Consider the following 25,595-nt stretch of genomic DNA (forward strand, 5'->3'; position numbering starts at 1 on the left):
CCACTCACACCTGGGTCCGATGGAAGTTGAGGAAGGAGCGTGAGGCGGTCGGCCCGCGCTGCCCCTGATAGCGGGACCCGTACCGGTCGCTGCCGTACGGGAACTCGGCCGACGAGCTGAGCTGGAACAAGCACAGCTGCCCGATCTTCATGCCCGGCCAGAGCTTGATGGGGAGGGTCGCGAGGTTGGACAGCTCAAGGGTCACGTGCCCGGAGAAGCCGGGGTCGATGAACCCGGCGGTGGAGTGCGTGACGAGCCCGAGCCGCCCGAGCGAACTCTTGCCCTCGAGCCGGGACGCCAGATCATCGGGAAGCGTGATGACCTCGTACGTCGACGCGAGCACGAACTCCCCGGGGTGGAGGATGAACGGCTCGTCCCCCTCGGGCTCGACGAGCCGCGTGAGATCCGCCTGCTCGATGGACGGATCGATGTGGGGGTACCGGTGGTTCTCGAACACCCGGAAGTACCGATCAAGACGTACGTCGACGCTCGACGGCTGCACCATGGATTCGTCGTAGGGATCGATCCGTACGCGCCCGGCATCGATCTCGGCCCGGATGTCCTTGTCAGAGAGAAGCACGCCCCGAGGATACGCAGAGCGCCCGGGCCCGCCACAATCCTGTGATCGTGGCGGACCCGGGCGACCGAGAACGCGGCGAACGCGCGGTACCCGGCACTGCGTACCACGCGCTGCGCGCTGCGCGCTTTGGTGTGCTCAGCGCTTCTCGAACTCCACAGGTACGACATTGCGGAGCCGGGCACAGCGTGGGCAACGGATGAGCCGGCCGGGGCCGAGCCGATCGGCCTGCTGCATCGGAAGCGAGGCGGTGCTGAACACGTGCCCTTCGGCACAACGGACGACGGTGCTGCGTTCCATCAAGTCCTCAGAGTCCCTTCCCCAGGAGCGGCGTCTGACTGACGAGGAAGCGCCACATTACGGGACGAAGAGGACGGCCCTCCAGGCGGCACTCCGATCCCGCGCAGCCCCTCTTCAACCCCTCCACCGTACGCCCCAACTCCCGCGCCCCGCAGCCCCGTCCACCCCCCGAAACAGCACCGGGCCCCACGGCTTCAGCGCCGGGGGCCTGGCATGAGGTATGGTGATTCCGCGTTTCCGACACCGGTCCAAACCGTCCGAACCGGCGTCTTACGCGGGTGTAGTTTAGTGGTAGAACATCAGCTTCCCAAGCTGAGAGTGCGAGTTCGATTCTCGTCACCCGCTCCACGCAAAACCCCCAGGTCATTGACCCGGGGGTTCTTTGTTGTCTGGACCAGCAGGTGGGGCGCGCACCATAACCGCACCACTACGGCCAACCGCACCTCTCCGCTAGTTGATCAGGGGCAACGCGGGGGGCAGCTCAAGCTCCCTGGCCATCGCGCGCAGGAACTGCTTACGCGGCTTGCCGTTGATCATCTCGTCCAAGGCTCGCCCTGCCCAGATCAGACACATGGCCAGCGTCGCCTCCACCACGGATGCGGCACCCTCCTTGGGCGTGCCACGAAGGCTGGGGGGCTCGGTCGTCCACTCGATGAAGGCCGAGGCACTGGTCGCGCTCGGATGCGCGTAACCGCAGAGATAGCGATATACGGAGTAGAGCTCCTTCTTGGGATCGATCTCGTCACACTGCTTCTGGAACCTGCGGAAGATCTCGCTCTCATCGGTCTTCTCGACCGGCTCACCCTTGATCGTGTCGATCAGGTCCTGCGGCACATTGAACGCCTTCTGCATGTCCTCGGCAGCGGCCCGGTTCACGCGTCCCCATTCGGCGAACACACCACGTGCACCAGCGTCACCCTTCTGCGAGAGCCAGTGAAGGCTGACGGTGGTCTCGACCATGGTGCGGAGCGGAATGAGTGCCTCGTGACGGTATCCGCCATCAACGAGGTAGAGGGCAGCCTCAGCGAGACGGTGAACCTCAGTGCACCAGCCATGCCCAAGGAGCACTGATCGGTACTTGCGCTGCTTCGTCTCGATCGGCCCGGCTACCCGGTAGTCAGCAATCATCCTCTCGGCGGCCTGACGGTACTGCTGCGGCGTGACGTTACTCATGCACCTTCCCGTCTCGAATGGGATGGTAAGGCTACTTGAGGAATAACAGACTGGTTCACGAATTTCGTCCGTTCGAATCTGGCTGCGCCAATTCGCCAACTGGCCTGTGCGAGGGGGAATTCGAGGTCTCCTCTTGCTTCGCACGCTGGTTGCGCACCATCTCATCGAGCCCGGCGGCTACTTCGCGCTGCCGCTCCTCGTCGGAGTGCTGATAGATCAACGCGGCCTTCTCAGAGGACTGCCCGGCGCGCACCATAGGGTCCTTCAGGGTGGCCCCCGAGCGCGTCGACAAGGTGTGGCCTGTGTGACGTAGGTCGTAGAAGCGGAAGCCGTCCGGGAGGCCGACGGCTACCCGAGCCCGTCTCCACTTCCGGCCGAAAGAAGTCCGCCGGAAGGGCGCTCCTTTCTCACCGACGAAGACCAGCCCATCGGGTCCCTTCTCCGCGAACCAGGCGAGGTGCTGTTTCACTTCCTTGTGGAGGAAGGTGGGGAGGACGACGGCACGGACGCCCGCGTCGGACTTGGTCTCACCAGGAGCGCGCTTGCCGTTGGTCCACTCGGGCTCAGCAACTCGGACGCTGATCACGAGGTTGTCGAGGTCGACATCCCGGCGGCGTAGGCCCGCCAGCTCTTCGGGGCGCATCGGACCGTACGCGCCGAGGTAGACCATGAGCCGCCAGCGGATGCCGATCGCTTCGGCGAGGGCGTCGACCTGGGCGACGGAGGCGATACGACGTTCAGCGGCTGATTCCTTACTCGCGCCCTTGATGCGGCAGGGGTTACGGCTGATCAGATCGTCATCGACGGCAGTCTCCAAGATGCCCTTGAGGAGACGGTACGCCTTGGCAATCGTCGTCTTCGCCTTGGTGGTGCGGAGGCGTTCAGCCCGCCACTCACGGACGCGGGGAGCCGTAATCTCGTCCAGGCGACGGCGCTTCGGTGAGCAGGATCGTGGCGGACGAGGCGTCAATACGGATCACACGCACAGAGATTTCTCCTTCTGAGTGGATCAACTCGCAACATGACAAGTTGACTTAGTAAGTTCGAAGTTAAGGATGCCAGGTTGACTTGTCAAGTGGCTACCAAGTGGAACTCGCCCCGCAGGAGGCTCAGTTCAGCCGGTAGGTGTCTTCCAGCTCTTGCCGGTCCGCAGGCAGCAGCACGTCGACGACCTGCAAGGCTTGCCCCGAGGTGTCGCAGGCGATGACCAACACGCTGAGGACGGGAACACCCTCAGGGAGCTCCAGAAGTTCAGCCTCGCCACTGTCGGGCAGTCTTGCCGAGACCCGTTCCGTGACGTGGTCGAAGCGCACTTTCTTCCGCGTCTCAAGATGCTCGCGGACGCTGCCGCTCAGAGCTTCGGACGTCTCCAGCTCGGTTCCCTCGACCAGGCCGGCGGGGAAGTACGACGAGACCAACTCGACCGCGTCGCCGTCCTCCTCGACCAGGAACCGGCGCACGAGAACCTTCGCCCGCTTGGGCAGTCCGAGCGCCGAGGCAACACGAGCAGGAACGGGTACATGACCGACCTCGACCAGGCGGCCCGGCGCTTGCGATTCGTCGCGCTCCAACGCCGTACGACCGCGGCGGTCCTTTCGCTCGCCAGCCTCGGGGCGACCCCGCACAATCGTGCCGAACCCCTGCCGGGACTCCAGCCAGCCGTCACGCTTCAGCAGCTCCAGCGCTCGCACGACGGTCGGGCGGGACATCGCGAAGGCTTGCACCAGTTGGTTCTCACTGGGCACCCGCGTTCCGGGCGGGTACGTGCCGTCCTCGATGCGACCTTGAAGGGTCTGCGCGAGGCGCACGTACTTCGGTGGCTCCACTTCATACGCCATGAACGCCGCCCGTCGGGATTGGACCAGTCAACTGGTCAACCAGACTAGCGACACTTGCACACTCACAGTAGAAGGGGGCCGAATCCTTCGTTCGACGGCCAGGCGTCAGCCACCACGGCGGAGACCACGGTCCCGCCGAATCGGCTGGGTCCCGAGTGCCATGAGTCGGCGATGGCGTCGACCAGGAACAGGCCGCGCCCGTGTGCCTCGTTGGCTTCTGGGCGCCGCAGTCGCACGTTCGCCGGGAATCCCGGGTTGTGCACCTCGATCCGCAGCGACGTCTCCACGCGGTACCACTCAACGCGCACCAGCCAGGGTTCATCCGCCCGTCCGTAAAGAATCGCGTTGGTGACCAGCTCGGAGACCATCAGTGTGCAGTCGTCGATCGAGCAGGCCGGGTTGTATGCGGCGATGAACTTCCGGAACCAGCTCCGGGCCCGGGGTACGGACTCCGGCGCCGGGTGCAGGATCATCGCCCCGAGTCGTGCGGTACCGAAACCGTCGCGGCCATCGGTGGTGTCATCCATCCGCGCTCACTCCTTGCCGCTGCCATCGCAGTCGAGACAGCGCCGCTTCGATGTGGCACGAGCGCGATCGTTGGCCGTGGAGAGCGCCAGAGCGGTACGGGAGCCGACGCGTTTCCAACCGCGCCCACGGCATCCCCGGCAAACTAACCGCGCGCCCTTGTCCGGCCACTGACTCGTCACGCCGTGCCCCCTTCCAGTCCAAGTGGCCTTAGCCGCTTTGTGGATAGTGGCATTAGCCACTTGGAGAGTGCAAGTGGTTCGGCGTAACTGCCGGGCCGTCAGGTGAGCGGGTAGCCCTGTTCGAAGGCCCAGCGATGCGGGGGATAGGTGGCTTCGGCGAACTCCAACGGCCGGTCCTGGAGGTCGAAGACAACGTGATGAACAATCAGAACAGCTGAACCAGCGTCGAGTTGAAGGTCCGAGGCCTCCTCGTCGGTGCCGCTCCGAGCGCACATGCGGTCCTCGGCATAGCTGCCCTGGCGCCCCGTCATGTTCTCGACGTACATCAGCGTCCCCTCTTGAATCCGCTCAGGGTCCAGGAGCTTGGGCGCACGCTGGGCAACGTCCGGAGCGAACCAGGAGGTAGACAGCGTGATCGGCCCGTCCTGGTTGCTGGTCACCCGCCGCCGGTGCACGGCTCGACGATCCTTGACCAGCCCCAAGGCTTCGGCCACGTGATCCGGCGCATCCAGCCAACCGGCCGACGTGATCACCGCGTACTCACCGGGCGTGTAGATCTTCCCGGTCTGCCGTGCCCGGCCGTACAGCTCACGCGCCCGCCGGTTGACCGCCAGGCTGCGCACGTACGTGCCCGACCCCTGGCGCTTCTCGACGAGCCCCTGATGGCTCAGCGCTTCCAACGACCGTGCAGCCGTGGGCCGGGACACCTTCCAGTCCGCCGCCAACTGCCGCTCCGAGGGCACCTCGTCCCCCGGCCGCAGGTCTCCCCGAAGGATCTGATCGCGGATGAAGTGCGCGATCTGGAGATACTTCGGCTGAGCCTCCTCGATCTGAGGCATTCACCCTCCTTGTCCAAGTGGCTATGGCCTCTAGCCACTATAGGGTGAGTGGTCAACCCTCGACCCCGTACGCTGGCCGTATGAAGCGGTTGATCGTCGCAGCAGGAGGAGGGGGCGACGCAGTCGCCGCCGCCATGCTTCACTCCGCCCTCTACGGCGCCGAGGACCAGGCGGTGATCCTCACGTACGCGTGGGACCGCCTCCTCATCGACCCGGTACCGGGCCCCCGAGGACCGGACAACTTCACCGGCCTCGAACAGCTCACCCCCGCAGTCTGGACAGTGCCGGCCGACGCCCGGCCGATTGCTCCAGCAGGCTCCACACTCCCCCGACTCGCGGCAGAGCTCCCACACACCTTCGCCCTGATCGACCCGCACCACGGCGCCGAAGGCATCACACGCCAACTCGAAGAGCTCATCGCCCACTTGTCACCGGAGACGATCGATCTGCTCGACGTGGGCGGCGACATCCTCGCCCGGGGCGACGAGCCGACCCTGAAGAGCCCGCTCGCGGACGCCCTCACGCTTGCCGCGTGTTGCCAGGTGAACGCTTCGATCCGGCTGCTGGTCGCAGGCCCCGGCCTGGACGGCGAACTACCGCTCGACGACCTGCGCGGCATGCTCGGCGCCCTCGTCCACACCTTCACGGCGAAGGACGTCGAACCGTTCAGCTCGGTCCTGGAATGGCACCCGTCCGAGGCCACCGGCATGCTCGCCGCCACCGCCCTAGGCGTACGCGGCACCTGCGAGGTACGAGACGCCGGACTCCCCGTTCCCCTCACGGACGAAGGCCCCAGTGTCCACGAGGTCGATCTGGACGAGGCGGTCAGCCGTAATCAGCTGGCCCGCGCCATCATGGCGACGGAGGCCCTGGACGAGGTCGAGGCGTACAGCCGGGAAGTCTGCGGCTACTCGGAAATCGACTACGAGCGCAACAAGGCCGCATGGCTCAAAGACCAGCCGCACACGGACCTGGTCCCGCAGACCGTGCTGGCCCAACTCGACCAGTTCGAAGGCGAGGCCCGGCGCCGCGGAGTCACCCACACAACATTTCGGCACCTCACCGAGGCCCTGAACCTCAACGGATCCCAGCGCGAGGACCTGCGCCAGCTCCTCATCAGCAGCCGTCCCGAGCAGTACACGGCACCCCTGTGGCGTCTCCGATAGTCAGCGAGCGGAGTACGTACTGCTCCGACTGCGGCTCTTCATCCAAGAGGCCATTGCTGCTGCCGACGACGAGCCGCGGGCTTGAGACTCTCGTGCCACGCAACCATGAGCACTGCGCTATCAGCACGACTGACACCCTGCGGCAAGGTGAAGTGCAACTCCGCACCAGGAGGCACCTCGTTCCAACGCGCAACAGGATGAGTGACCCGGTAACGCCCATGCTGTGAGACCCAACCCGCGGTCACTCCAACCTTGTGGGCGCTGGCATAGCCAAGGTTGTTCAACACATACGCCCCATCGTTGCCATCGGCGCGAACCGTGAGGCGTATTGCCGGGTTCTCGATACGCGCCCGCCGCGCGTGAACAACCTCTGTTGCCGCAACACCGACCAGGACCCCTACGACAGCCGTGATCAGCTCTCCCCACCCCATGGGAGCACGCTACTCAGCCAGAGCTCGCAAGCCGCCGTCTGAGTTACAACTTTCTTCACGGGTTCAAGGCGGCTCGCTCCGCTCCCCGCGCGCGGCCCGGCCCCCGGCCGGGCCTGCGCTCCTGTCTACGCCCCGCTCCAGCCCGGCCGACGCCCGCGCCGCGCGCACAGCAATCAGCCGCCTGCATCAAGGTCTTCAACCGCAATGAGCGAGCTGCCTATACAACTTCACTCTGCCATGAAAGCTCGCAGAACTGTACTCAGCTCAGCGGGCGGCTCACCGATCTCGCGGGCCAGCGCCTCGCCGTCTATCCGCTTATTGAAGCCACGCCCGAGAAAATTAAGATAGACAGCGTTTAGAACCTCCTCGCCTGGAGCCCACTTAACGAGCTGATCAGTGGACATCTCGAAGACTTCACGCGTGGCCAGGTCCCAATACTCTTCAATTTTTTTCCGCAATTCCCCGGAATCCGGCAAGCGTGAATTTACAGATTCCCAGATCTCTTTGGAGGTAGTCGCATTCTTTGCCAGCTTTCCCCGCATCCTATGATCCATTAGCCGCAAGGATGGAATCTTTCGCGCAACTCGATTCACGATCATTGATTGCCGAAGATCCTGCGCCGCCTGGATGATCTTCTCCTGTACGATTCGCGAATCGATCCGCACCTTCAAAAGGGAGTCTCTCAAAAGAACTGAGGAAATCGCTTCTGCGTCGAGAAGGTGATTTTCAATTTCGCGACAACCAAGTACGTAGACACTTCCCGATCGCGTGAGGGAGCTTACTACCTCGTAAGGAAGTTCATCCCTGTCACGCAGGTACAGGACACGACGGAGCCCGAGTCGATCTGCGTGTGTCAGCCACTCAGAAAATAGATCTGCAAGTCGGGCATTATCGCCACCCCCGCCGGGGATGAGTGAAACTCGAGGATTCCTCATCGCCTCTGGAAACCAAACGCTCAGAATCCCTTCGTCAGACGGACCTTCCACGAACAATAGCCGATCAGACGACAAAACATCAGAAATACGAACCCCTAGGGACTGGAATAGTTCAACCGGCGCCTCTTCCACCGCCGCCAACCGTGAAGCACCCTCAGACCTCGTGACATGCCAAAGAGATTTATCGCCAGGAGCCCAGTCCAACATTACAGGACTGTGCGTTGCGGCAATAATCAGTCGATCTGTCGCCCAGGAATTTAGCAAACCTAGCAGGCCGCGCTGGGCTGCTGGGTGCAGATTGGTTTCTGGCTCCTCCACGACAAGGGTGGAGGGAGACTTTTCGGTGAGCCCGACAATCAAGGTGAGGAGGAGTTGTTCCACTCCTGTACCTAGATCCTTGAGATTATGACGGAAGCCGGGCGTGAAAGGATCTGAGAACGCAACCTCCAGTACATTACTGAGTGTCGGGGTCTCCAATCGACCGACATCCGGAACCAACTGAGAGATTAAGCTGCGCAGCTCTTCCATAATCTGTGATCGATTAGTCTGCAAATCGAGAAGGACTGCAGGAAGATTACTTCCCGTGGGATCTAATCGAGGCTCACTTGAGAGGCTACTTGAACGCGGGGAACCGCCCCTTAGGGCCTTGAAATGATAATAACTGGAACGCCATTTGTCCAATTCGCCCAAAATGGCACTGACCTCTCCAAGCTGCCACCGAAGCGACTCGACTGACTCGGCCTGATGCCCACTCCAACGCTGCGCAAGAGCGACTTCCCCACGAGCCGCACGAGATTGATCAGGAGCCACAGAGAATAGGGTGTGCTCCCCAGATTCCTTCCGGGCAACTCTCGCGACACTCCGCTTCTTAGAATTGCCCCAGGAAGCCTTAATCTCCGCAATGGAGAACCCTGCATCTGGACTCTTCTGGAAAATGAAGTCGACCTCTCGAAAGGCCCATCCAGATTCCAATACGGTCGACGGCACGCTGCGAAGCGCGTCAAGCATCCTGCTTCTTTCCATATCAGACATGGTGAATGTTGCCGTCACAGTGGGTTCCGAGACTGAACGAAAATTTCGATAGCCAAGGCCCGGCTCATGCCCCATTGTGCCAGCAATAACATCAAGAGATGAAAGAAGGGACGATTTTCCAGAGTTATTGGAACCAGCTACCAGAATTAGCCCTGTCGCTGGAATGTCCCATTCGGCGTTAGGGAAAGCGCGAAAGCTTTCGAGTGAGACGTGGCGCAGATCCATAGGAATATAGTGCCACCCAAGCACCAGGTGCGGGTCCCGATTGGCCTAGCTGCCGTGGGGACCTCTGAGAACCACTCAGCTCTCAACTGCGTGACAACGCCAGCGAACAACGGCGTACGAGCGCGGACGTCAGCGGACCATCAGGGCAGGTGGGAGGTGCACCAGCCCGAGGCCGGACGCCCACCCAAGTTGCTTCGGGACGAAGAGGTCATCGCCCAAGGTCTCACCGCCGCGCTTCCGCCGGCGCGGCTTGCTCTGGACGACGGCATGGCAGCGTGGCTGAGGCCGGTGGGGGTATGCGAGGCACACACGTACGTGGTCGGTCGGCGCGCCCATCGTCGTGGCTGACTGTCGTCGGCTGAGGTTCGTGCCACAAGAGTGCCAGATCCCCGGCCCATGGCGTTCAGGTCATTCGTACAGTGACGCGCTCCACTTGAACGCCATGAACCACGCCCGCACCACGGTATGTGGGTCGACGGCGGACGGGATAAAAGCTGGGGGCGGCTGGTGGACTGAGGTGATCAGGCGACCACCCGCAGCCAACGGAGAGCGAGCCGTACTCAGCGGATCACTAGAACTCTAGTCGCCGGGTTACCTTGATCTTGGGTCAAGTCAGATTCGAGTCCGGCAGGGTTAATCAGGTGCCTACCGGGGTCGTAAACCACGGCAAGGATTCCCCGACAGTCCGGATGCTTGGCGTATCTGCTCCAGTCAATTGTGAGTTCCTCGCCCACCTTCCTGTCGGTCAGAGACTCACGCGTCATCTTGGTCTCAACAACGATGCCCACTGCGGGCAGAAGAAAGTCAACACGAGACCGCCCGCCTGCATGCTGTGGTACGTAGTCCTCAGGGCGAACATCGTCGTACATCAGACGAAGGCAAGCACCCACCAAGACCTGCAGATCCTCCTCCTTTTCGACCTTCGGCGCTGGAACGTTCGGCTTTGTGGAGTTCTGCAGAGTCTGCAAAAAGCTCGGGAATCTGGTAAACGCTTCAGCGATTTCCGCTAGAAGAGGGAAAACCTCGGCGACTGCGTAGATTTCCGCCTGAAGTAGAGTGCGCTGAGTATGGAAGGACTCAAGAAACGTCGACGAGTAGGGGTGAGACCATTTCGGGAACGGAGAATCTGTCGACGTAGGATCGTAAAATTGATTAACCTCCAGCGGCTTCGCCAGAAAGGACTTGATTCGCTTAATGACCATGCCCCCTTCGTACATGTCTTTAAATTGCTCGCGTGAAGCCTCTGAGATGAGAGGGGTGGCCCGGGCATACCAAGACTGATACTTCTCCTGTCCCGCTCTTAGCTCTTCTCGCGTTACGATTCCTCGGGTTTGCCACTCGGAGAGCATCGACTCGATCTCGTAAGTCTCATCGATCAGCCGCTCGGTTTCCGCCCGCTTGTTCGTTGACATCATGGCTGCGCAGCACCTCCTGCCAGGGGATCAGTAGCATCGCAGACTGCACTGACATGGAGGGATCGATGGGAAATCCCAGCAAGGTCGAACTTTGAGACTTGTTCTGGTTGACGGCCAGACAGCGTGGCTCAGCCGACGGGATACAGCGAGACACGCGCGCCTGCACGGTCAGCTGACTCGCCGGCGTGGCTTACTGCTGTCGGCTGAAGCTCAGACACTCCGGGGCCCGCATGAGCGGAGGCACTCAGAGGTCCGTGACCAGGGAACGCGTGATGGCCCGCCCGTCTCAGTTTCCGTCTCATTCAGCGTCGTTCACGACCGTTCAGGCGAGACCGAGGCGGGCAGCCGCTCCCATGACGGGCCGTACATGAACGCAGGTGAACGCCCTCGCACGCAGCCCAACACCCCACCACCACAGTTGGAAAGCGTGCGCCCCCGGTGCATGACGGTCCCTGATTACGCGATCCTTGAGCATGGCCTCTGAACCCAGCGCTGTTCCGTCGATGACCACTCACGTAAGTGCGGTGACCGATGGGGTCACCAGAGTCTTCACGTGGGAGGAAGGCGCGCGCATCGAGGTCCGCAACCTGGGCGGAGAGATCGTCATCGAGGCCAACGCTGCCGGGCTCAAGACACTGGCCGGCCACTTCCTTACACTCGCCGAGGAGGGCACACCGGACGGTGCCCATCTCCACCTGGAGGAGCACAACGGACTCGAAGCGGGCTCCGTGGGCCTGGTGCTGGAAAGATGCGACGACGAATGACTCGTGCCAGACACGTGCCAGATCGTGCGGGGAACCACGGAGAACAGCGGGGAACCAGCCGACCGTCCACCAGGCGTCTGCGCCCCTCCATCGCAGGTCAGGCGCAGAGCAAGCCCTAGATGCTCTTAGCTTCCCAAGCTGAGAGTGCGAGTTCGATTCTCGTCACCCGCTCCATAAAGCAGGCCCAGGTCAGCGACCTGGGCCTTGTTGTTGTGCGCAGTGACCGCACGCCACGCCAGAAGTCAGATCCGCACCATCACGACCAGGAAGCCCGCGCGGCGCGAACGCACGAAATCCCGAAGTACCGGGCCCGCTCAACGAGATCAGACCTTCTCAGCCCTTACTCGCGGATGCTCAGCGGCAAGCAGGCCGATGTCCTCGACATCGGAGGTCAGGATCGTCACCCGACCCGAATGCTGCAGGGCGGTCGCACACAGCATGGCGTCGATGGCGTACTTGTGGCCATGCAATCCGGCTCCGCGCAACAGAGCGGCGGCGGACTGGGCGAGCGCCTGGGTCACCGGCTCCACGCGCAGAAGCGAGAGCGTCCACCGCAAAGCGGCATCGTCGATCCTGGGATGGACCACCTCGACCAGCACTGCGGCCGAAGTGACGACCGGGAGGTCCGCGTCGCGGGCCGCCGTCAGCCACTCATGAATCTCCCGATCCCGCCGCACAGCCTTCGCCAGCCCCTCGCTGTCCAGGACCAGAGCACCACTCATGCAGCAGTTCCCGCTCCGGGGGCGTCCCCGGTGAGCCGGGCCCGCTTCGCTGCCACGGCCTCCGGGTCGGCAGGCCCATGAACCTCCTCGAAGCCCGCGATCAGCTCGTCAAGGTTCTCCCGCTCGATCTGCCGTTGGGCCGCCTTCTCCAGATACGCCGACACACCTCGTTTGCCGACCCGCTCACGGATCGCCTGCAGAGTCCCGGCAGTCAACGTGACGGAGATGCCACTGCTGGGACCGTCGCCGGGCGGGAAGTCGTTGTCCTCATCCATGAACCCCACTATGGCATTGCACATGCCATAACGCGACCGTCCTGCGATCGTGCCTGGTGGCGGCGTCGCCAGTCGGACCGGCCGAGCCGACGGTGACGTCCTCGGACACGGCCCGGGCGAGGGTGTCCGCCAGACACGGGTGAACGCGACGGGCCGACCGGCAGCGAACGCGAGGAGCTGACCGCGCCGCGGCGGGAGAACTGCCGGCTGCGGGAGGACGTGGAGATCCTCAAGCCGGCCACGCCCACCAGGCCGGCCGGATGCCCCATCGCACGGCTCAGGGGCACAGGGACACCGATCTGCGGTAGGCGGGGCTCCGATTCCGGGGCGGCAGGCCCTACGCTGACCCCCGTGAGGCAGACAGGCGCTGGGAAGGATGGTCGGCGATGACGTCCCTGAGCACCGGGGACCCGGAGTCCATAGGCGGGTACACCCTTCTCGGTCGGCTCGGGGCAGGCGGCATGGGAGTCGTCTATCTGGGAGTCTCGTCTTCGGGACGGCAGGTCGCGGTCAAGCTCGTGCACGGGGCGTACGCCCAGGATGAGGAGTTCCGAACGCGCTTCCGGCAGGAGATCGCGGCAGCGCGCAGGGTGAGCGGCGCCTTCACCGCACCTGTCGTGGACGCCGACCCGGACGCCGACCAACCGTGGATGGCAACGCTCTACGTGCCGGGGCTCAACCTCGCCGAAGCCGTGAGGAAGGACGGCCGGCTGAGTCAGCGGGAACTGCGCGCGCTGGGACTGGGGCTCACCGAGGCGCTGCGCGACATCCACCGGGTGGGCCTGGTGCACCGGGACCTCAAACCGGCCAACGTTCTGATGACCGCGGACGGGCCGCGCGTCATCGACTTCGGTATATCGCGCGCTGCCGACAACCAGAGCCTCACCATGACGGGGCGGGTGATCGGCACTCCGCCCTTCATGTCGCCGGAACAGCTCGCCTCCCCCCGAGACGTCACCCCGGCCTCGGACGTGTTCTCGCTGGGGTCACTGATGGTGTTCGCGGCCGTCGGCACCGGACCGTTCGACGCCGACAGCCCATACATGACCGGCTATCAGGTGATGTACCAGCCCCCGGACCTCGACGGGGTACCCGAAGCGCTCCTGCGCATTGTCGAGCGCTGCCTCGACAAGGACCCGGCCGCACGGCCGGAACCGGCGGATCTGCATCGCTTGCTCCAGGCGCTGCCGGAATCCGACGCCACCGGGCCCCCGAAGGCCAGGGAGTCCGCGAACCCCGGGCCCCGACCTGCTTCCCAGGGCGCGGCCACCATCTCTCCGGGCGCCGCGACCGGCACGAGCACCAGCAGCAGCACCGGCACCGGCAAGGGACGCCGAGCCCGGATGCCGCTCACCGTCCTCGGCGCGGCGCTGGCCATCACGGGGCTGAGTATCGGTGTGGGTGTCTTCGTATCGGGCTGGGACACGACCACCGCCTCCAACGGCAACGGCAACGCCACCGCCACGACCACCGCCCGTGCCGCGGCCCTGCCCGACAGCTGGCGGCCGTGGCGCACGGACCTGCGGTACGAGGTGAAAGGTGTCCCTCTCGACTATGGGACCCCCGGGTGCGTGGCGGACAAAAGCGCGCTGTTCTGCGGCGGTACGGGCTTCACGGCCGCCAGGATCGACCCGGCCTCCGGCCGCACCCTGTGGCGGACCGGCACCCGTCCTCAGGGCGTGCAGCCGATCGGCGTTCGCGACGGGCTGGTCTACGTGTTCGAGGATCCGGACGATACGACCAGGCGCGTGGTGGCCCTCGACGCCGGTACCGGGCACCGGCGGTGGCAACGCGACATCGACAAGGCCGCGGACCCGGTCCTCTACGACGGCGGACTGCTGACCCTGTCTCCCGATTCCTCGTCGTTCGTCGCATACGGGCCGTCCGGCAAGGAACTGTGGCGGGCGCCCTCGCTGGACGAGGTCTGCACTCCGTCGGCGCTGGGAGGCGTCCCTTACGCCCTGTGCTCGGCCGGCACCGAGCCCGGCCAGGCCCCGGTCGACCTGATGAAGATCGAAGCCGGCAGCCTGACCGAAACCGCCACCCTGCCCCGGAAGGCGGAAGCGCTCGGTGCTGTTGGCGGGCAACCCTTGTTCCTCGCCCCCCAGACCGCGAAGGACGTGTACGAAGCCGGGTACGAACGGCCGTACAACGCGCTGCTGCGAGTGGTCCCGGAAACCGGGCAGGTCAGACGGACACCGCTGGCACGTCCGCTGACCGGCGCGGCCACCCTTGTGGACGGCGTCGTCTACTTCGTCCGGTCCAACGGGTCGGTCACCGCGGTGTCGGCGGACAGCGGCAAACAACTCTGGCAGAAGACGACGGACGTGGAGAGTCTGTCCGCGCCCGTGGTGTCAGCGACGTACAAGCGGGTCTATTTCTCCAACCGCTTCGGCCGCCTGCTGGCACTGGACAGCCGCACCGGAGCGGAGGTGTGGCGCACCTCCGCACTGGACGACCCCGGGGACAAGGCGCAGGAAACCCCTCCGCGTGTACTGCTCGTCAAGGACGCGATCGTGGCGACGGCCGGCGACACGGCCTTCTCCTGGAGCCCGGACGGACCCAACTGACCGGCCGACAGATCTGCAACCACCACAACCACCACCATCGGCAAGCAACTGTGCCGACGGGACCGGGCCAACCGGCTCAGTCCTGGCCGCTGTTCGCCCAGTTGTCCGCGAACTCCCCCAGGACTGCCCGTGATCGGCAACGGACGCATCCCGTGGCCGCCGTCCCTCGTCCTGCAAGGTGGTCGGGGCAGCGCCCAGGGTGACGGTGGTCGCTGCCGGTGCCGCGATGTGGACCGCGCTGATCCAGCGCTATGCGTCCTTCGGCAGTTGCGCGCTGTACGGCCCGGCTGCTGGTCACGCCCGTGCCCACAGCGTGCCCGTAAGAGCGGACAACCACGGTCGACAGCGGTGCCGCCAAGTACTCACACCTGTCGCGACAGGATGAATCCGTGCAGCTCAGAAGCCATGTATCGGCCCAAGCGCCGCAGCTTCCCAAGCTGAGAGTGCGAGTTCGATTCTCGTCACCCGCTCCAGAATTTGCCCCCAGGTCAGCGGCCTGGGGGTAGTTTATTGTCTAGACCAATTCGAGGGGCCCGTGCGGGGCCCATGCCCTCCACGTGCCCTGGACCGAGGTCGAACGGCCGCGCCGGGAACAGCCGACACGGTTGGCCGGGTTGCATCGAGCGAGGGGCCGGATCCGCACGGGCGGGGAGCGCGGAGACCACGAAGGTCATCCGCCCACTCGGGTCGGCCCCCGGGATCGCGGCACACCCGCCGCGCACCCGGACCGTGACGTACTTCTGCAGGAGGACCGCTTCATGTCTGACCGACCCCTGACGCTCATGGCCGTGCACGCCCACCCCGACGACGAGGCCACGGGAACCGGAGGGGTCCTGGCGCGGTACGCGGCGGAAGGCATCCGCACGGTTCTCGTGACATGTACCGACGGCGGTTGCGGTGACGGACCGGGGGGTGTCAAGCCGGGCGATCCCGGCCACGATCCGGCGGCCGTCGCCCTGATGCGCCGTCAGGAACTTCAGGAGAGCTGTGACGTCCTGAAGATCAGCGATCTGGAGACGCTGGACTACGCCGACTCCGGGATGATGGGCTGGCCGAGCAACGACGCCCCCGGATCCTTCTGGCAGACCCCCGTCGAGGAGGGCGCCGCCCGGCTCGCGGAACTCATGCGGCACTACCGGCCCGATGTGGTCGTCACCTACGACGAGAACGGCTTCTACGGCCACCCCGACCACATCCAGGCCCACCGCATCACGATGGCGGCGCTGGAGATGAGCGGGCTGACACCGAAGGTGTACTGGACGACAATGCCCCGCTCCGGCATGCAGCGGTTCGGCGAGATCATGCGCGAGCTTCATCCGGACATGCCGGAGCCGGACCCCGCCGAGGCCGCCGCGATGGCCGAGATCGGCCTCCCCGACGACGAGATCACCACCTGGGTGGACACCCTCGCCTTCAGCGGCCAGAAGTTCGACGCCCTGGCCGCACACGCCAGCCAGGGCGAGAACATCTTTTTCCTCAAGATGGGCAAGGAGAGCTTCGGCGAGCTGATGGGCATGGAGACCTTCGTACGCGTCCAGGACACCACCGGCGCGACCGTCCCCGAGAACGACCTCTTCGCCGGGCTGCGCTGATCCCCTCCGCCATTCCGGCCGGGGCCCGGGAAAGCGCATCGACCACACGGCACGATCGGGTGGGTCACACACCGGGCGGCTTGTCCAAGCGAGTTCCGCTCCGGCAGCCCACAACCAGGTCCCCGCCGACGGCGTCCACGCGTGCCCGCACTGCCGACCCGACACCGCGGTCACCCCCGCAGGTCTCCCACCTGGCAACCGCACGGGTGGGAGACCTGCGGGCTATCACAGCCAGCCTGGGACAACGCCCTATCCCGGGTTCGAGGAAGGGCATATAGCCGCAGCTTCCCAAGCCGAGAGTGCGAGTTCGATTCTCGTCACGCGCTCCATGCGCGAAGTGCCCTGTGGTAGTCACCGCGCGTGTCGGTGGGCGCTCTCGCGCCCGAGTGAGTGCTGTCACCGGGTCCCGGCCCGTGAGGCCGGGACCCAGCAGGGTCGGGGAGGTCAGCGGACGTCGACGTGGTCGTCCGAGGCGTTGGCGAGTGCGGTGGTGGACGAGCCGGCGAAGCTGTAGCGCCAGTAGCCGTCCACGGACGCCTTGACCGTGGTCTTCAGGTTTCCGGAGCTGTCGGTGGTGACCGTCTTCACGGTCGTGTACGTGGAGGTCCCGTTCTTGCGGAACTGCAGCTTGACCTTCTGAGCGGCGTAGCCGTGGTAGCCGCCGCGCGTCTCCCAGTCCACGGCGGAAAGCTTGCCGGTGATGGTGAGGGTCTTGCCCTTGGCGACCGGCTCGGGAGCCGCGTTGGCCGTCAGCCTCGTGTCACGCAGGACGGGCGCCACCTTGGCGGCGTGCAGGTCGACGTGGCCCGTACCGTCCGCGGACTCGGCCCAGGCAGCCAACTTCCACGTGCCGGCCAGGGAGTTCCGCCCCAGGGTCCAGCGCGGCTCGATGTAGGCGAAGTGCGCCTCGCAGGTGGAGGTGGTCGCGTTGACCTTGGTGCAGGCCGCCGGCCAGGTGCCGTGGATCACGGCGTCGGGGGTGCCGTACGAACCCTTGTAGAGGTACATGTCTCCGCCCGCGATGCCCGACGGGTCGGTGGCGGTGAACTTCGCCTTGAATTCCTGCAGCGGATGGTCGGTCAGCTCCACTGCCTTGCCCCCGCCCACCACGACGTTCGAGATGCGGGTCGCCCCCACCATTTCGTCACCCTGCGGGGCCGGGCCCGCGAACGCCCGGGTGATGGTGCGCCGGAGGCTGCCGCCCAGGTCGTCGGCGGCGGTGACACGCAGAGATACGAAAGAGGCGGCTGCGGGAACGTCGACAGTCGCCGAGCCGTCCGCCGCGACGGCCAGGTCCGTCCAGGTCTTGCCGTCGTCCGTGGAAGAGGCGAGCCCGGTGATCTTTGTGTTCGCCGCCTCTTCCGTGTCGCGGGTGGTCGCGCTCGCCTCGACCCGGACCGGGCCGGCGGCCGCGCGACCGAAGCCGTCAAGCCCGGGAACGCTCAACCGGGTGTCGATCAGCGGGAGTTCACGGCCTCCCGCGTACTGCGAGCGGAACGTCCACTCGTTGTGTACGTCCGTGGACAGCCGGGAGTACGGGACACGGCGGTGGACGGTCTGGTCGAGGGTGTACGTCCCCTGCGCCGACGGCAGGGTGGACGACGACAGCGTGTCGTAGGCATCGAGACCGTCGGCCTGCGCGTAGGTGACGCCGTCGGAGGAGGTGAGCTTGTACGAGTACCTCGCACGGCCGTCGGTTCCCGAGTGACCGGCCGGGTCACCGAAGGTGTTCGGCTCGTACAGCCAGATCTTGTCGCGGTTCCACTGCGAACCGCCCCACTCCCGGCGGAGCGGCTGCAGTGGCGCCGCACCCAGAGTCTCGCCCGGGCCGGTCCCAGCGGGCAGCCTGCGGTCCGGGAGGTTCAGGCTCAGCTCGCCCGTGCCGTAGGACAGCAGTCGGCTGTAGGTGATGCCCGGGGTGGCGTACTCGGTGACCGAACCGGCGGCGGGCACCGCGGAGCCGATGAAGACGCCCGCCTGCTCGCCGAAGGACGGGACGCTCTCCAGAAAGGCGGTCGTCCGCGTGCCCGGGGCGGCCACCTTCGTGACGGCCTTCGCCAGGGAGGACGTACGGACCGTCTTGATGGGCGAGGCCGGCACGGTGGTGGTGAAGCTGTGCGTGAGGTCGTAGCGGTAAGGGCTCGGCACACTCGCGGAGGCGCCCTTCTTGCCGAGCACCTCGTGCAGGCGCAGCGAGACTCCGCTCACCGAGAACGGAGTGACATACACCTTGTCGGCCCCCGCGCCGGCGAAGCCCGCCAGGTCGCCGCCCGGGACGCTGATCCACGCGGCGGACGCATGCCGGGTGGCGGTGGTGTCGTCGGTGCGGATCGCGGCCTCCTTGGCCGCGCGCTGGTCGAACGTGACCGTCTTGGCCGCCGAACCGACCGAGAAGGCACGGGTGAGCAGGTAGCTCGGCTCCTGCCAGTCGTTGTGCAGCGCGACCGAGAAGTAGTCACCCGGCGGTAGCTTCACGGTCGACGAGGCGCCGGCGGTGTTGTTGTTGACGGCGTACGACGTCCAGGTATTGCGGTTCCAGACGTGGAACTGCTTGGACCGGACGTCGGCGTGCGTGATGCTCAGCTTGACCGAGTACGACGCCGCGGCGGCGTTCGCCGTCCTGGGAGCACTCCGCGTGTCTTTGGTCCGTGTCGGCAACGGAAGCTCCGCGGCAGTGCCGTCGGCCGCGGACTTCCCGGTCGGCCGTACGGACACCGTGCCGTTCTGCGACGCCACGGAGTAGCGGGTCGCGTGGGCCGGGCCTTCCGCGTCCGCCGTCACCCGGACGTCACGTCCGTCGATGAGTTCGACGCGCCCGTCGTCTCCCATCTCGACACTCCGCCCGGCGCGGAGTGCCACGTTCTCCGCCCGCGAGACCACCCCTACCGTGGCGCGTCCGCTGTCCGACGCCGTCGCCGCAGGCGCGGGCGCGGGCGCGAGCAGCATCGAGGCGGTCAGCGCCGCTCCGCCCAGCCCCACCGCGGCGTGTCTTCGAACCCGCCTCACGTGTAAAACAGACATCGATTGCCCCCTGGCTCTCCCCTGAGATCGCCCGGCACATCTGTCACGGGCGACGATCACCTCACTTTAAGGGGCGGCACTGACATCGCCGACACGCTGAGGACACGAGGACACAGGTCTCCTTCTGCGTATTCGTCCGCCACCTACCCGCTCCTCAACTGCGCGGGCCCGCACGCTCCTTGGTGAGCGCGGGAGTTCGCCGGGAAGCGCTCAGCGCGGTAGTGGCCAGGTGTGGACGTGTTTGTCGTGCGAGACCAGCGACAGGTGCGCCCGGAAGGTGTCCCTGTCGAAACGGTGCTCGGCGTGGCTCGGTGCCGGGGTCTGCAGAGGTGCGACGGCCTTGTCGACGCGGGCGGCGAGGTCCACGAAGTCGGGGTTCGGGGTGATGCCGTCGGCGAGGTGGTGGACGTCGTAGACCAGGCCCACTCCCTGGCGTCGGACGCCCGCGTTGTGGACGGTGAAAGCGGAGGCATCGGCCAGTCCCCAGGTCACCGCGGCGACGATCTCCTCGACGGGGTTCGTGATGTGGCGGCTGCCGACCAGGGTCGCGTGGGGCGGGAACGCACCGGCCGAGACGATCCCGTACTGCGCCCGCAGTTGCGCTAGCACAGTGCCGTCCCGAAGCCTTTGCAGCCGGCTACGCTGCCGCGCTGTCCTGATCACCACTCGCAGGCAAACGCACCGTGTGATCCCCGAAATCGGCAACCAAGTCCAGTCGGCCGCCGAGTGCCTCGACATAGCGCGACGACATCGAGAGTGGCGACCTCGCCGTGCTCAATCTGAGAGACACGGGCAATGCTCACCCCCATGCGGGCCGCGATGTCCCTCTGAGCCAGCCCGTACTGCTTGCGCACCTCAGCCAGTTGATGCCCACGGGCTTCCGCCAGCAGGCGGTGCAATCCGGCTTCCACCTCGGCAGAGTCCACACCGGTCGAGTACAGCTCCTGCTCCGGGGTCTCCCAGTCCTGCGGGGGCCTTCCTGGGCATACCCACTCCTCAATCTTCCGTGTCGCCGGTGTAGTCGCGGTAGAGCTGTTCAGCCAGAGGAATGTTGTCGCGGTACCAGCGCTCCCAGTCCAGCCTGAGGGTGCCCCAGAGTGGGACCCGTCTCACGCAGGGCGGCAACAGCCTGGGCGACCCGAGTGGCTGAGCCGAGATCTTCCTTGATCGAAGCGGCAGCGGCCGGAGATCCGCGCAGGCAGCCCTTCTGCAGCCGCCCGAGCGCCGTCGCTTCCCAAGGTGGGACTGCGAGTTCTGTTCTCGTCACCCGCTCCCTGAAGAAGGCCCAAGTCACGGACCGGGGCCTTCTGTTGTCCGCCGTTCCACCACGCCGTTCGGGCGATGTGCCGCGTGCGAGGATGGCGTTCGTGACCGGATCGTCGTCCTCGGCTGTTGGTGCGGGGCCGCCTCGTGGGAAGGGGCTGGGGCCCCGGGGCGCTGCCGCGCTTGTGTTTGGGGCCTCGGCTGCGGTTCTGGTGGTGGAGATCGTCGCTCTGCGGCTGTTGGCTCCCTATCTTGGGCTCACGCTTGAGACCAGCACGATGGTGATCGGTATCGCTCTCACGGCGATCGCCCTCGGGTCGTGGCTGGGTGGGGTCATCGCCGACCAGGTCGATCCGCGTCGGCTCATAGGGCCCTCGCTCGGGGTGTCGGGAGCGGTGGTGGCGCTCACTCCCGCTGTGCTGCGTACCACCGCGGAGTGGGCACCGGCGGTACTCCTGCTGATCGCGGCGCTGACCATACTCGTGCCGGGCGCGCTGCTCTCCGCGGTGACGCCGATCGTGACGAAGCTGCGGCTGACCAGCCTCGCCGAGACCGGGACGGTGGTCGGCCGGCTGTCCGGCGTCGGTACCGTCGGCGCCATCTTCGGCACCGTCCTCACCGGCTTCGTACTCGTGTCGCGGTTGTCGGTCAGCGGCATTCTGATCGGCCTCGGCACCCTGCTGGTGGTCGGTGCCGCGCTGGTCGAGTTTCGGACGCGCGGGTGGAGCGGCACCCCCGCCCTCACCCTCGTGGTCGTGGCCGGCGGTCTCGCCACCACGGTCGCGCCCGGTGCCTGCGACACGGAGACCAAGTATCACTGCGCCCGGGTCGTCGCGGACCCTGATCGCAGCAGCGGGCGCACACTTGTTCTGGACGGCCTGCGGCACTCCTACGTCGACGTCGACGACCCGACCTTCCTGGAGTTCGCGTACGTGCGCGCCATCGCGTCGGTGGTCGATGCCGCCTTTCCCAAAGGCGAGCCGCTGGTCGCCCACCACCTGGGCGGCGGCGGGCTCACCTTTCCCCGCTACCTCGCGGCCACCCGGCCCGGGACGCGCAGCCTGGTGTCCGAGATCGACAACGGGGTCGTACGCATCAACCGCGAGCAGCTCGGTCTGGGACCGGGCGCCGGTATCGACGTACGTGCCGAGGACGGCAGGCTCGGTCTGCGGCGGCTGGACGCCGGCAGTCGTGACCTCGTCGTCGGCGACGCCTTCGGGGGCGTCAGCGTGCCGTGGCACCTCACCACGGCTGAGGCGATGAGGGACGTACGGCGTGTGCTCGACGAGGACGGTCTGTACGTCGCCAACCTCATCGATCACGGCAGCATGGACTTCGCGCGTGCCGAAGTGGCCACCCTCGGCGAGGTCTTCGGGCATGTGGCCGTCGTCGGCGAGGCCGCCGATATCGGCCTCGCCCCGGCCGCCGACGCCGAGGGCGGCAATCTGGTGGTCCTCGCCTCCGACCGGCCGGTCGACCTTCGCGCGGCCCAGGAAGCGCTCGACTCCCGGCGGACCGGCTGGAAGACCTCCACCGGCGACGACCTCGCCTCCTGGATCGGCGATGCCCAACTGCTCACCGACGACTACGCACCCGTCGACCAGCTCCTCCAGCCCACCAGCACACGGAGCAGCCGGTGAACAGGGTTCGACGCGGGAGCCGATGCGGTGTCAGCCGCGGGGGAAGCCCTCGGCTGCGAGCTTGAAGACGAGCTCGGCCTCGTCGCGCCTGGTGGTGTGCAACTCCCAGTAGAGCGGGGCGATCTGCTCGGGCCGGGCCGCCTCCACGCCGGGGATGACAGAGACGCCGATCGACGCGTCGATGCCCACGTGGGCGGCCTGGACACCGGTGCCGGCGTCGGCCAGCTCCTTGTGCAGGTTCATCGCCCAGTTGCGCAGCGCCGCCGCGGCGGCGTTGACGTTGGCGACCCGCGGGTCGGGCCAGATCGAGCCGGCGCCGGTGGTGTAGAGCAGGGTGCCCGCGCCGGCCTCCCGCATCGCCGGCAGCACCACCTTCGTGGCGGCAATGGCCCCGTACAGCTGGAAGTTCATCTCGAACTCCACGTGGGACGGTTCGGTCCCGGCCGGTGCGGTCAGCGCGGTGATCCCGAACGTTCCCACCGGCGAGTACTCCAGGACGTCGATCCCGCCGAACTGGACGGCAGCGTCCTTCAGCGCCTGGGTGAGCGCGTTCCGGTCGAGTACGTCCGCGGGGAACGCGCCCGCGTTGATGCCTTCGGCGGTGAGCTCGCCGACGAGACCGTCGAGCTTGGTGCGGTTGCGGGAGATCAGGGCGACGTCGAAGCCCTGGGAGCCGAAGGTACGGGCGATGGTCAGGCCCAGCTGGGGGCCGGCTCCGACGATGGCGATGCTGGTCACAGCGATCCTTTCGCAGGGACGCCGCCGAGGAGACGGACAGCGTCAAAGAAGCGGGAAGATTCGGAAAGGCCTATCCATATCGAGATCCGGATAGGCCTTTCCGGTTCACTGGGACCACCGTAGCACGAGAAATGGATAGGCCTTTCCGATAGCTAGACTGGCCGCCATGAACCCTGGCGCCCAGCACCCCGACGCCCCCGCCGCCCAGCCTGTGCGCAGTGACGTCGAGCGCAACCGCGGCAGGATCATCGCCGCCGCGCGCACCGTGTTCGGACGCGACGGCCTCAGCGCCTCCATGGCCTCCGTGGCCCGCGAGACAGGCGTCGGCATCGCCACCGTCTTCCGGCACTTCCCCACGAAGGAGGCGCTGGTCGCAGCCGTCTTCGCCGACCGGATGGACGCCTACGCCGATGCGGTCGCCACCGCCCTCGACGACCCGGACCCCTGGCACGGTTTCACCGGCTACATCGAGGCCGCCTGCGCGATGCAGGCCGCCGACAACGGCTTCGCCGACGTCCTGACCATGACCTTCCCCACCGCCAAGGCCATGGAGGAGCGCCGGAACGAGGCGTACGAGGGCATGGTGCGGCTCATCGGCCGCGCCAAGGGCACGGGACGGCTGCGCGAGGACTTCGACCCCTCGGACCTGGTGCTGCTGCACATGGCCAACCTCGGCGTCGTCAACGCCTGCGGCGATGCCGCCCCCGACGCCTGGCGACGTGTCGTCGCCCTCATGATCCAGTCCTTCGAGGCCCCGGCCCGGGCCCCCCTTCCCGCCTCGCCCGAGCACGACGCCCTCTACAGGGCCATGCTCCGTGCCGTCCCGGCGGGCGAAACCGCACAGAAGCCGGAGCGGAACAGCTGACCCGCCGGGCCCCCGCCAGCCCCCGCCAGCACCCGCCGCCTGACGGCCCGTAGGCCCGCGCCCTCGGTGTGGGCAGCATGATGGGCTTCCCGCTGTTCACCGAGGACGAGGTCCTTGGCGCGCGGGGCGACGCGTGAGCCGCGCCCCGGTCGTGGAGCGCGTGCCCCGGTCGGCCACGTGCACAGTGGCTCCGCCCGGAAGGCCGACGATTCACGCCAAGGACAGCCGAAGCGCAGTCAGTCCTGGACGAGTTGACCGGCCAGGCGATGCGCCTGAGCCAGCAGGGTTCCGTAGGTCACCAGCGCGTCCGGGTCGTCGGACACGGCTCCCGGGAGCAGCCGGCGGAAGGCGTCGAGCCTGCGGTGCAGCTCCCCGACGGCCTCACGCAGTTCCTCCGCGGCGAGATCGTCACGGCCGCCCGGCGCGAACCGGGCCAGGCCGTACAACCGGACGGCACGCGCCGTCTGCCGTAGGAAGTCCGCGTAGGCGCAGGTGATGCCCGCGGCGGGGCGGAACTCCTTCCCGCTGCCGGAGATCTCCCCCACCGCCCGGGTCACCCCCGCGGTGTGGACGGCGACATGGTCCAGCACGGCCAGCGCGTCGGCGTACGCCTTGCCGGCCGGGGCAAGAGCCCGCTCACGGCTCCCCCACGGATTGCCGCGCAGGCTTTCCCGGCTCCAGCCGATCGCCGACCGGGCCTGGTCGACCAGGCGGCCCAGGCGCAGGGCGCGCTCGTGCCAGTTCGCGGCCGCCTGCCCGTCCCATTCGCCGACGGCCAGCCCTTCGGCCACCGCGTCCAGGATCTCCTGCGCCTCACCGGCCGCGTCCTGAAGCGCGCAGCGGGCGTCGCGCAGATAGACCGGAGGCCGGATCAGCACGTTCACCGTCACGCCGACCAGTGCGCCGAAGACCGCCTCCCCGAGACGGGCGGCCGACGAAACGACAGTCACCGGGCCGCCGGTCAGCACGAAGAGCGCGCCGGTGGCCGCGTAGACGCCCTGGTTTCCCAGGCGTTGCCACTGTTCCAGCAGCAGCACCGCCGGAAGGACCAGGGCCATGGCGACCATCGTGCTGTCCAGCAGCAGCGCCACCGCAGTCGCCGCCACCGTACCCACCGCGATCGCCGCGAGCTGCTGGAGCCCGTGCGCGAGGGACCGGTACACCGTCGACTCCACCAGTACGACCGCGGCCCACGGTGCCACGAAGGCCATAGGAGCCGCGAGCCACCAGCCCATCACCGCCCATGCCACCCATGCGGCCAGGGCCGCCTTGGCGGCCTGAGCCGCCAGATCCCGCTCCCGGCCCGGGCCCGCCCACGCATGCCGTACCGCCGCCACGGCGGATCCGGCCCAGCGCCGGACGGCCCAAGTCGCCCTGCGCGTCCACTCCATGCCATTGCAAGTGCCACGCCAGGGGCAAGTTGCACCCGCTGACCCCGACTTCACGCAGGTATCGGCCGGGTGGGGGAGGTCCGGGGCGCGGTGGCCGCGCGTGGAATCGGCTGCCG

At 66.6% G+C, this 25,595-nt stretch carries 20 protein-coding genes, 1 tRNA gene and 1 pseudogene; 7 read left to right on the plus strand and 15 right to left on the minus strand.

Annotated features, from left to right (window positions below; all coding sequences use genetic code 11):
• Positions 1–4: 4 nt before the first annotated feature.
• Positions 5–580: a dCTP deaminase gene (dcd, locus tag ACFWXQ_RS29295; RefSeq protein ID WP_143640041.1), complete on the minus strand. Its 576-nt coding sequence runs from the start codon at positions 578–580 to the stop codon at positions 5–7.
• 571 nt (positions 581–1,151) lie between these two features.
• On the opposite strand from dcd, the gene ACFWXQ_RS29300 reads away from it, so the two are divergent.
• Positions 1,152–1,225, plus strand: a tRNA-Gly gene (locus ACFWXQ_RS29300).
• 102 nt (positions 1,226–1,327) lie between these two features.
• On the opposite strand, the gene ACFWXQ_RS29305 is transcribed toward ACFWXQ_RS29300, so the two are convergent.
• The 5 genes and pseudogenes from ACFWXQ_RS29305 to ACFWXQ_RS29325 all read right to left on the minus strand — a co-directional run bounded on the left by ACFWXQ_RS29305 (position 1,328) and on the right by ACFWXQ_RS29325 (position 5,434).
• Positions 1,328–2,050 (minus strand): DUF5677 domain-containing protein, encoded by a 723-nt coding sequence (locus ACFWXQ_RS29305; protein ID WP_383935329.1) that lies wholly within the window; start codon positions 2,048–2,050, stop codon positions 1,328–1,330.
• A gap of 55 nt (positions 2,051–2,105) precedes the next feature.
• A pseudogene (locus ACFWXQ_RS29310) lies at positions 2,106–2,975 on the minus strand (tyrosine-type recombinase/integrase); the annotation flags it as partial.
• A 184-nt stretch (positions 2,976–3,159) separates the two neighbouring features.
• The gene (locus ACFWXQ_RS29315) at positions 3,160–3,888 is read right to left on the minus strand and encodes a GntR family transcriptional regulator (RefSeq protein WP_383935327.1); all 729 of its coding nucleotides are present in this window, start codon (positions 3,886–3,888) and stop codon (positions 3,160–3,162) included.
• 62 nt (positions 3,889–3,950) lie between these two features.
• Positions 3,951–4,415, minus strand: a complete 465-nt coding sequence (locus ACFWXQ_RS29320) for an ATP-binding protein (protein WP_383935325.1) — start codon at positions 4,413–4,415, stop codon at positions 3,951–3,953.
• Between the two features lie 278 nt (positions 4,416–4,693).
• On the minus strand, positions 4,694–5,434 hold the full coding sequence (locus ACFWXQ_RS29325; RefSeq protein ID WP_383935323.1) for a GntR family transcriptional regulator: 741 nt from the start codon (positions 5,432–5,434) through the stop codon (positions 4,694–4,696).
• Between the two features lie 80 nt (positions 5,435–5,514).
• Here ACFWXQ_RS29325 and ACFWXQ_RS29330 point away from each other — a divergent pair, with 80 nt between their 5' ends.
• Positions 5,515–6,600 carry a DUF1152 domain-containing protein gene (locus ACFWXQ_RS29330; protein ID WP_383935321.1) on the plus strand — a complete coding sequence of 362 codons (1,086 nt, stop codon included), beginning with the start codon at positions 5,515–5,517 and terminating at the stop codon, positions 6,598–6,600.
• A gap of 658 nt (positions 6,601–7,258) precedes the next feature.
• Here the strand turns inward: ACFWXQ_RS29330 and ACFWXQ_RS29335 are convergent.
• Both ACFWXQ_RS29335 and ACFWXQ_RS29340 read right to left on the minus strand, forming a co-directional pair.
• Positions 7,259–9,223, minus strand: coding sequence for an ATP-dependent endonuclease (locus ACFWXQ_RS29335; protein ID WP_383935319.1), 1,965 nt, complete (start codon positions 9,221–9,223; stop codon positions 7,259–7,261).
• A 560-nt stretch (positions 9,224–9,783) separates the two neighbouring features.
• Positions 9,784–10,638 carry a hypothetical protein gene (locus ACFWXQ_RS29340; RefSeq protein ID WP_383935317.1) on the minus strand — a complete coding sequence of 285 codons (855 nt, stop codon included), beginning with the start codon at positions 10,636–10,638 and terminating at the stop codon, positions 9,784–9,786.
• A 503-nt stretch (positions 10,639–11,141) separates the two neighbouring features.
• Here ACFWXQ_RS29340 and ACFWXQ_RS29345 point away from each other — a divergent pair.
• Positions 11,142–11,402 (plus strand): hypothetical protein, encoded by a 261-nt coding sequence (locus ACFWXQ_RS29345; protein ID WP_383935315.1) that lies wholly within the window; start codon positions 11,142–11,144, stop codon positions 11,400–11,402.
• Positions 11,403–11,725: 323 nt separating this feature from the next.
• Here ACFWXQ_RS29345 and ACFWXQ_RS29350 read toward each other — a convergent pair whose 3' ends face one another.
• A complete protein-coding gene (locus tag ACFWXQ_RS29350) occupies positions 11,726–12,124 on the minus strand; it encodes a PIN domain-containing protein (protein WP_383935313.1) in 399 nt (132 codons plus the stop codon).
• A complete protein-coding gene (locus tag ACFWXQ_RS29355) occupies positions 12,121–12,399 on the minus strand; it encodes a hypothetical protein (protein WP_383935311.1) in 279 nt (92 codons plus the stop codon). The genes ACFWXQ_RS29350 and ACFWXQ_RS29355 overlap by 4 nt, the downstream gene beginning before the upstream one ends.
• A gap of 386 nt (positions 12,400–12,785) precedes the next feature.
• On the opposite strand from ACFWXQ_RS29355, the gene ACFWXQ_RS29360 reads away from it, so the two are divergent.
• Both ACFWXQ_RS29360 and ACFWXQ_RS29365 read left to right on the plus strand, forming a co-directional pair.
• Positions 12,786–14,969: a protein kinase gene (locus ACFWXQ_RS29360; RefSeq protein ID WP_383935309.1), complete on the plus strand. Its 2,184-nt coding sequence runs from the start codon at positions 12,786–12,788 to the stop codon at positions 14,967–14,969.
• Positions 14,970–15,727: 758 nt separating this feature from the next.
• Positions 15,728–16,561: a PIG-L family deacetylase gene (locus ACFWXQ_RS29365; RefSeq protein ID WP_383935307.1), complete on the plus strand. Its 834-nt coding sequence runs from the start codon at positions 15,728–15,730 to the stop codon at positions 16,559–16,561.
• Between the two features lie 444 nt (positions 16,562–17,005).
• Here the strand turns inward: ACFWXQ_RS29365 and ACFWXQ_RS29370 are convergent, their stop codons facing one another.
• The 3 genes from ACFWXQ_RS29370 to ACFWXQ_RS29380 form a co-directional block, all read right to left on the minus strand.
• The gene (locus ACFWXQ_RS29370; RefSeq protein ID WP_383935305.1) at positions 17,006–19,540 is read right to left on the minus strand and encodes a hypothetical protein; all 2,535 of its coding nucleotides are present in this window, start codon (positions 19,538–19,540) and stop codon (positions 17,006–17,008) included.
• Between the two features lie 252 nt (positions 19,541–19,792).
• The gene (locus ACFWXQ_RS29375) at positions 19,793–20,191 is read right to left on the minus strand and encodes a hypothetical protein (RefSeq protein WP_383935303.1); all 399 of its coding nucleotides are present in this window, start codon (positions 20,189–20,191) and stop codon (positions 19,793–19,795) included.
• 50 nt (positions 20,192–20,241) lie between these two features.
• The gene (locus ACFWXQ_RS29380) at positions 20,242–20,508 is read right to left on the minus strand and encodes a helix-turn-helix domain-containing protein (protein WP_386269517.1); all 267 of its coding nucleotides are present in this window, start codon (positions 20,506–20,508) and stop codon (positions 20,242–20,244) included.
• Positions 20,509–20,940: 432 nt separating this feature from the next.
• On the opposite strand from ACFWXQ_RS29380, the gene ACFWXQ_RS29385 reads away from it, so the two are divergent.
• The gene (locus ACFWXQ_RS29385; RefSeq protein WP_383935301.1) at positions 20,941–22,485 is read left to right on the plus strand and encodes a fused MFS/spermidine synthase; all 1,545 of its coding nucleotides are present in this window, start codon (positions 20,941–20,943) and stop codon (positions 22,483–22,485) included.
• A 30-nt stretch (positions 22,486–22,515) separates the two neighbouring features.
• Here ACFWXQ_RS29385 and ACFWXQ_RS29390 read toward each other — a convergent pair whose 3' ends face one another.
• Positions 22,516–23,223, minus strand: a complete 708-nt coding sequence (locus ACFWXQ_RS29390) for an SDR family NAD(P)-dependent oxidoreductase (protein WP_383935299.1) — start codon at positions 23,221–23,223, stop codon at positions 22,516–22,518.
• Positions 23,224–23,389: 166 nt separating this feature from the next.
• Between ACFWXQ_RS29390 and ACFWXQ_RS29395 the strand changes: the two genes are divergently transcribed.
• Positions 23,390–24,088 (plus strand): TetR/AcrR family transcriptional regulator, encoded by a 699-nt coding sequence (locus ACFWXQ_RS29395; RefSeq protein WP_383935297.1) that lies wholly within the window; start codon positions 23,390–23,392, stop codon positions 24,086–24,088.
• A 236-nt stretch (positions 24,089–24,324) separates the two neighbouring features.
• On the opposite strand, the gene ACFWXQ_RS29400 is transcribed toward ACFWXQ_RS29395, so the two are convergent.
• Positions 24,325–25,479: an aromatic acid exporter family protein gene (locus ACFWXQ_RS29400; protein ID WP_383935295.1), complete on the minus strand. Its 1,155-nt coding sequence runs from the start codon at positions 25,477–25,479 to the stop codon at positions 24,325–24,327.
• Positions 25,480–25,595: the final 116 nt, after the last annotated feature.

It is taken from the genome of Streptomyces sp. NPDC058697 (assembly GCF_042715345.1).
GTDB lineage: Bacteria > Actinomycetota > Actinomycetes > Streptomycetales > Streptomycetaceae > Streptomyces > Streptomyces liliifuscus.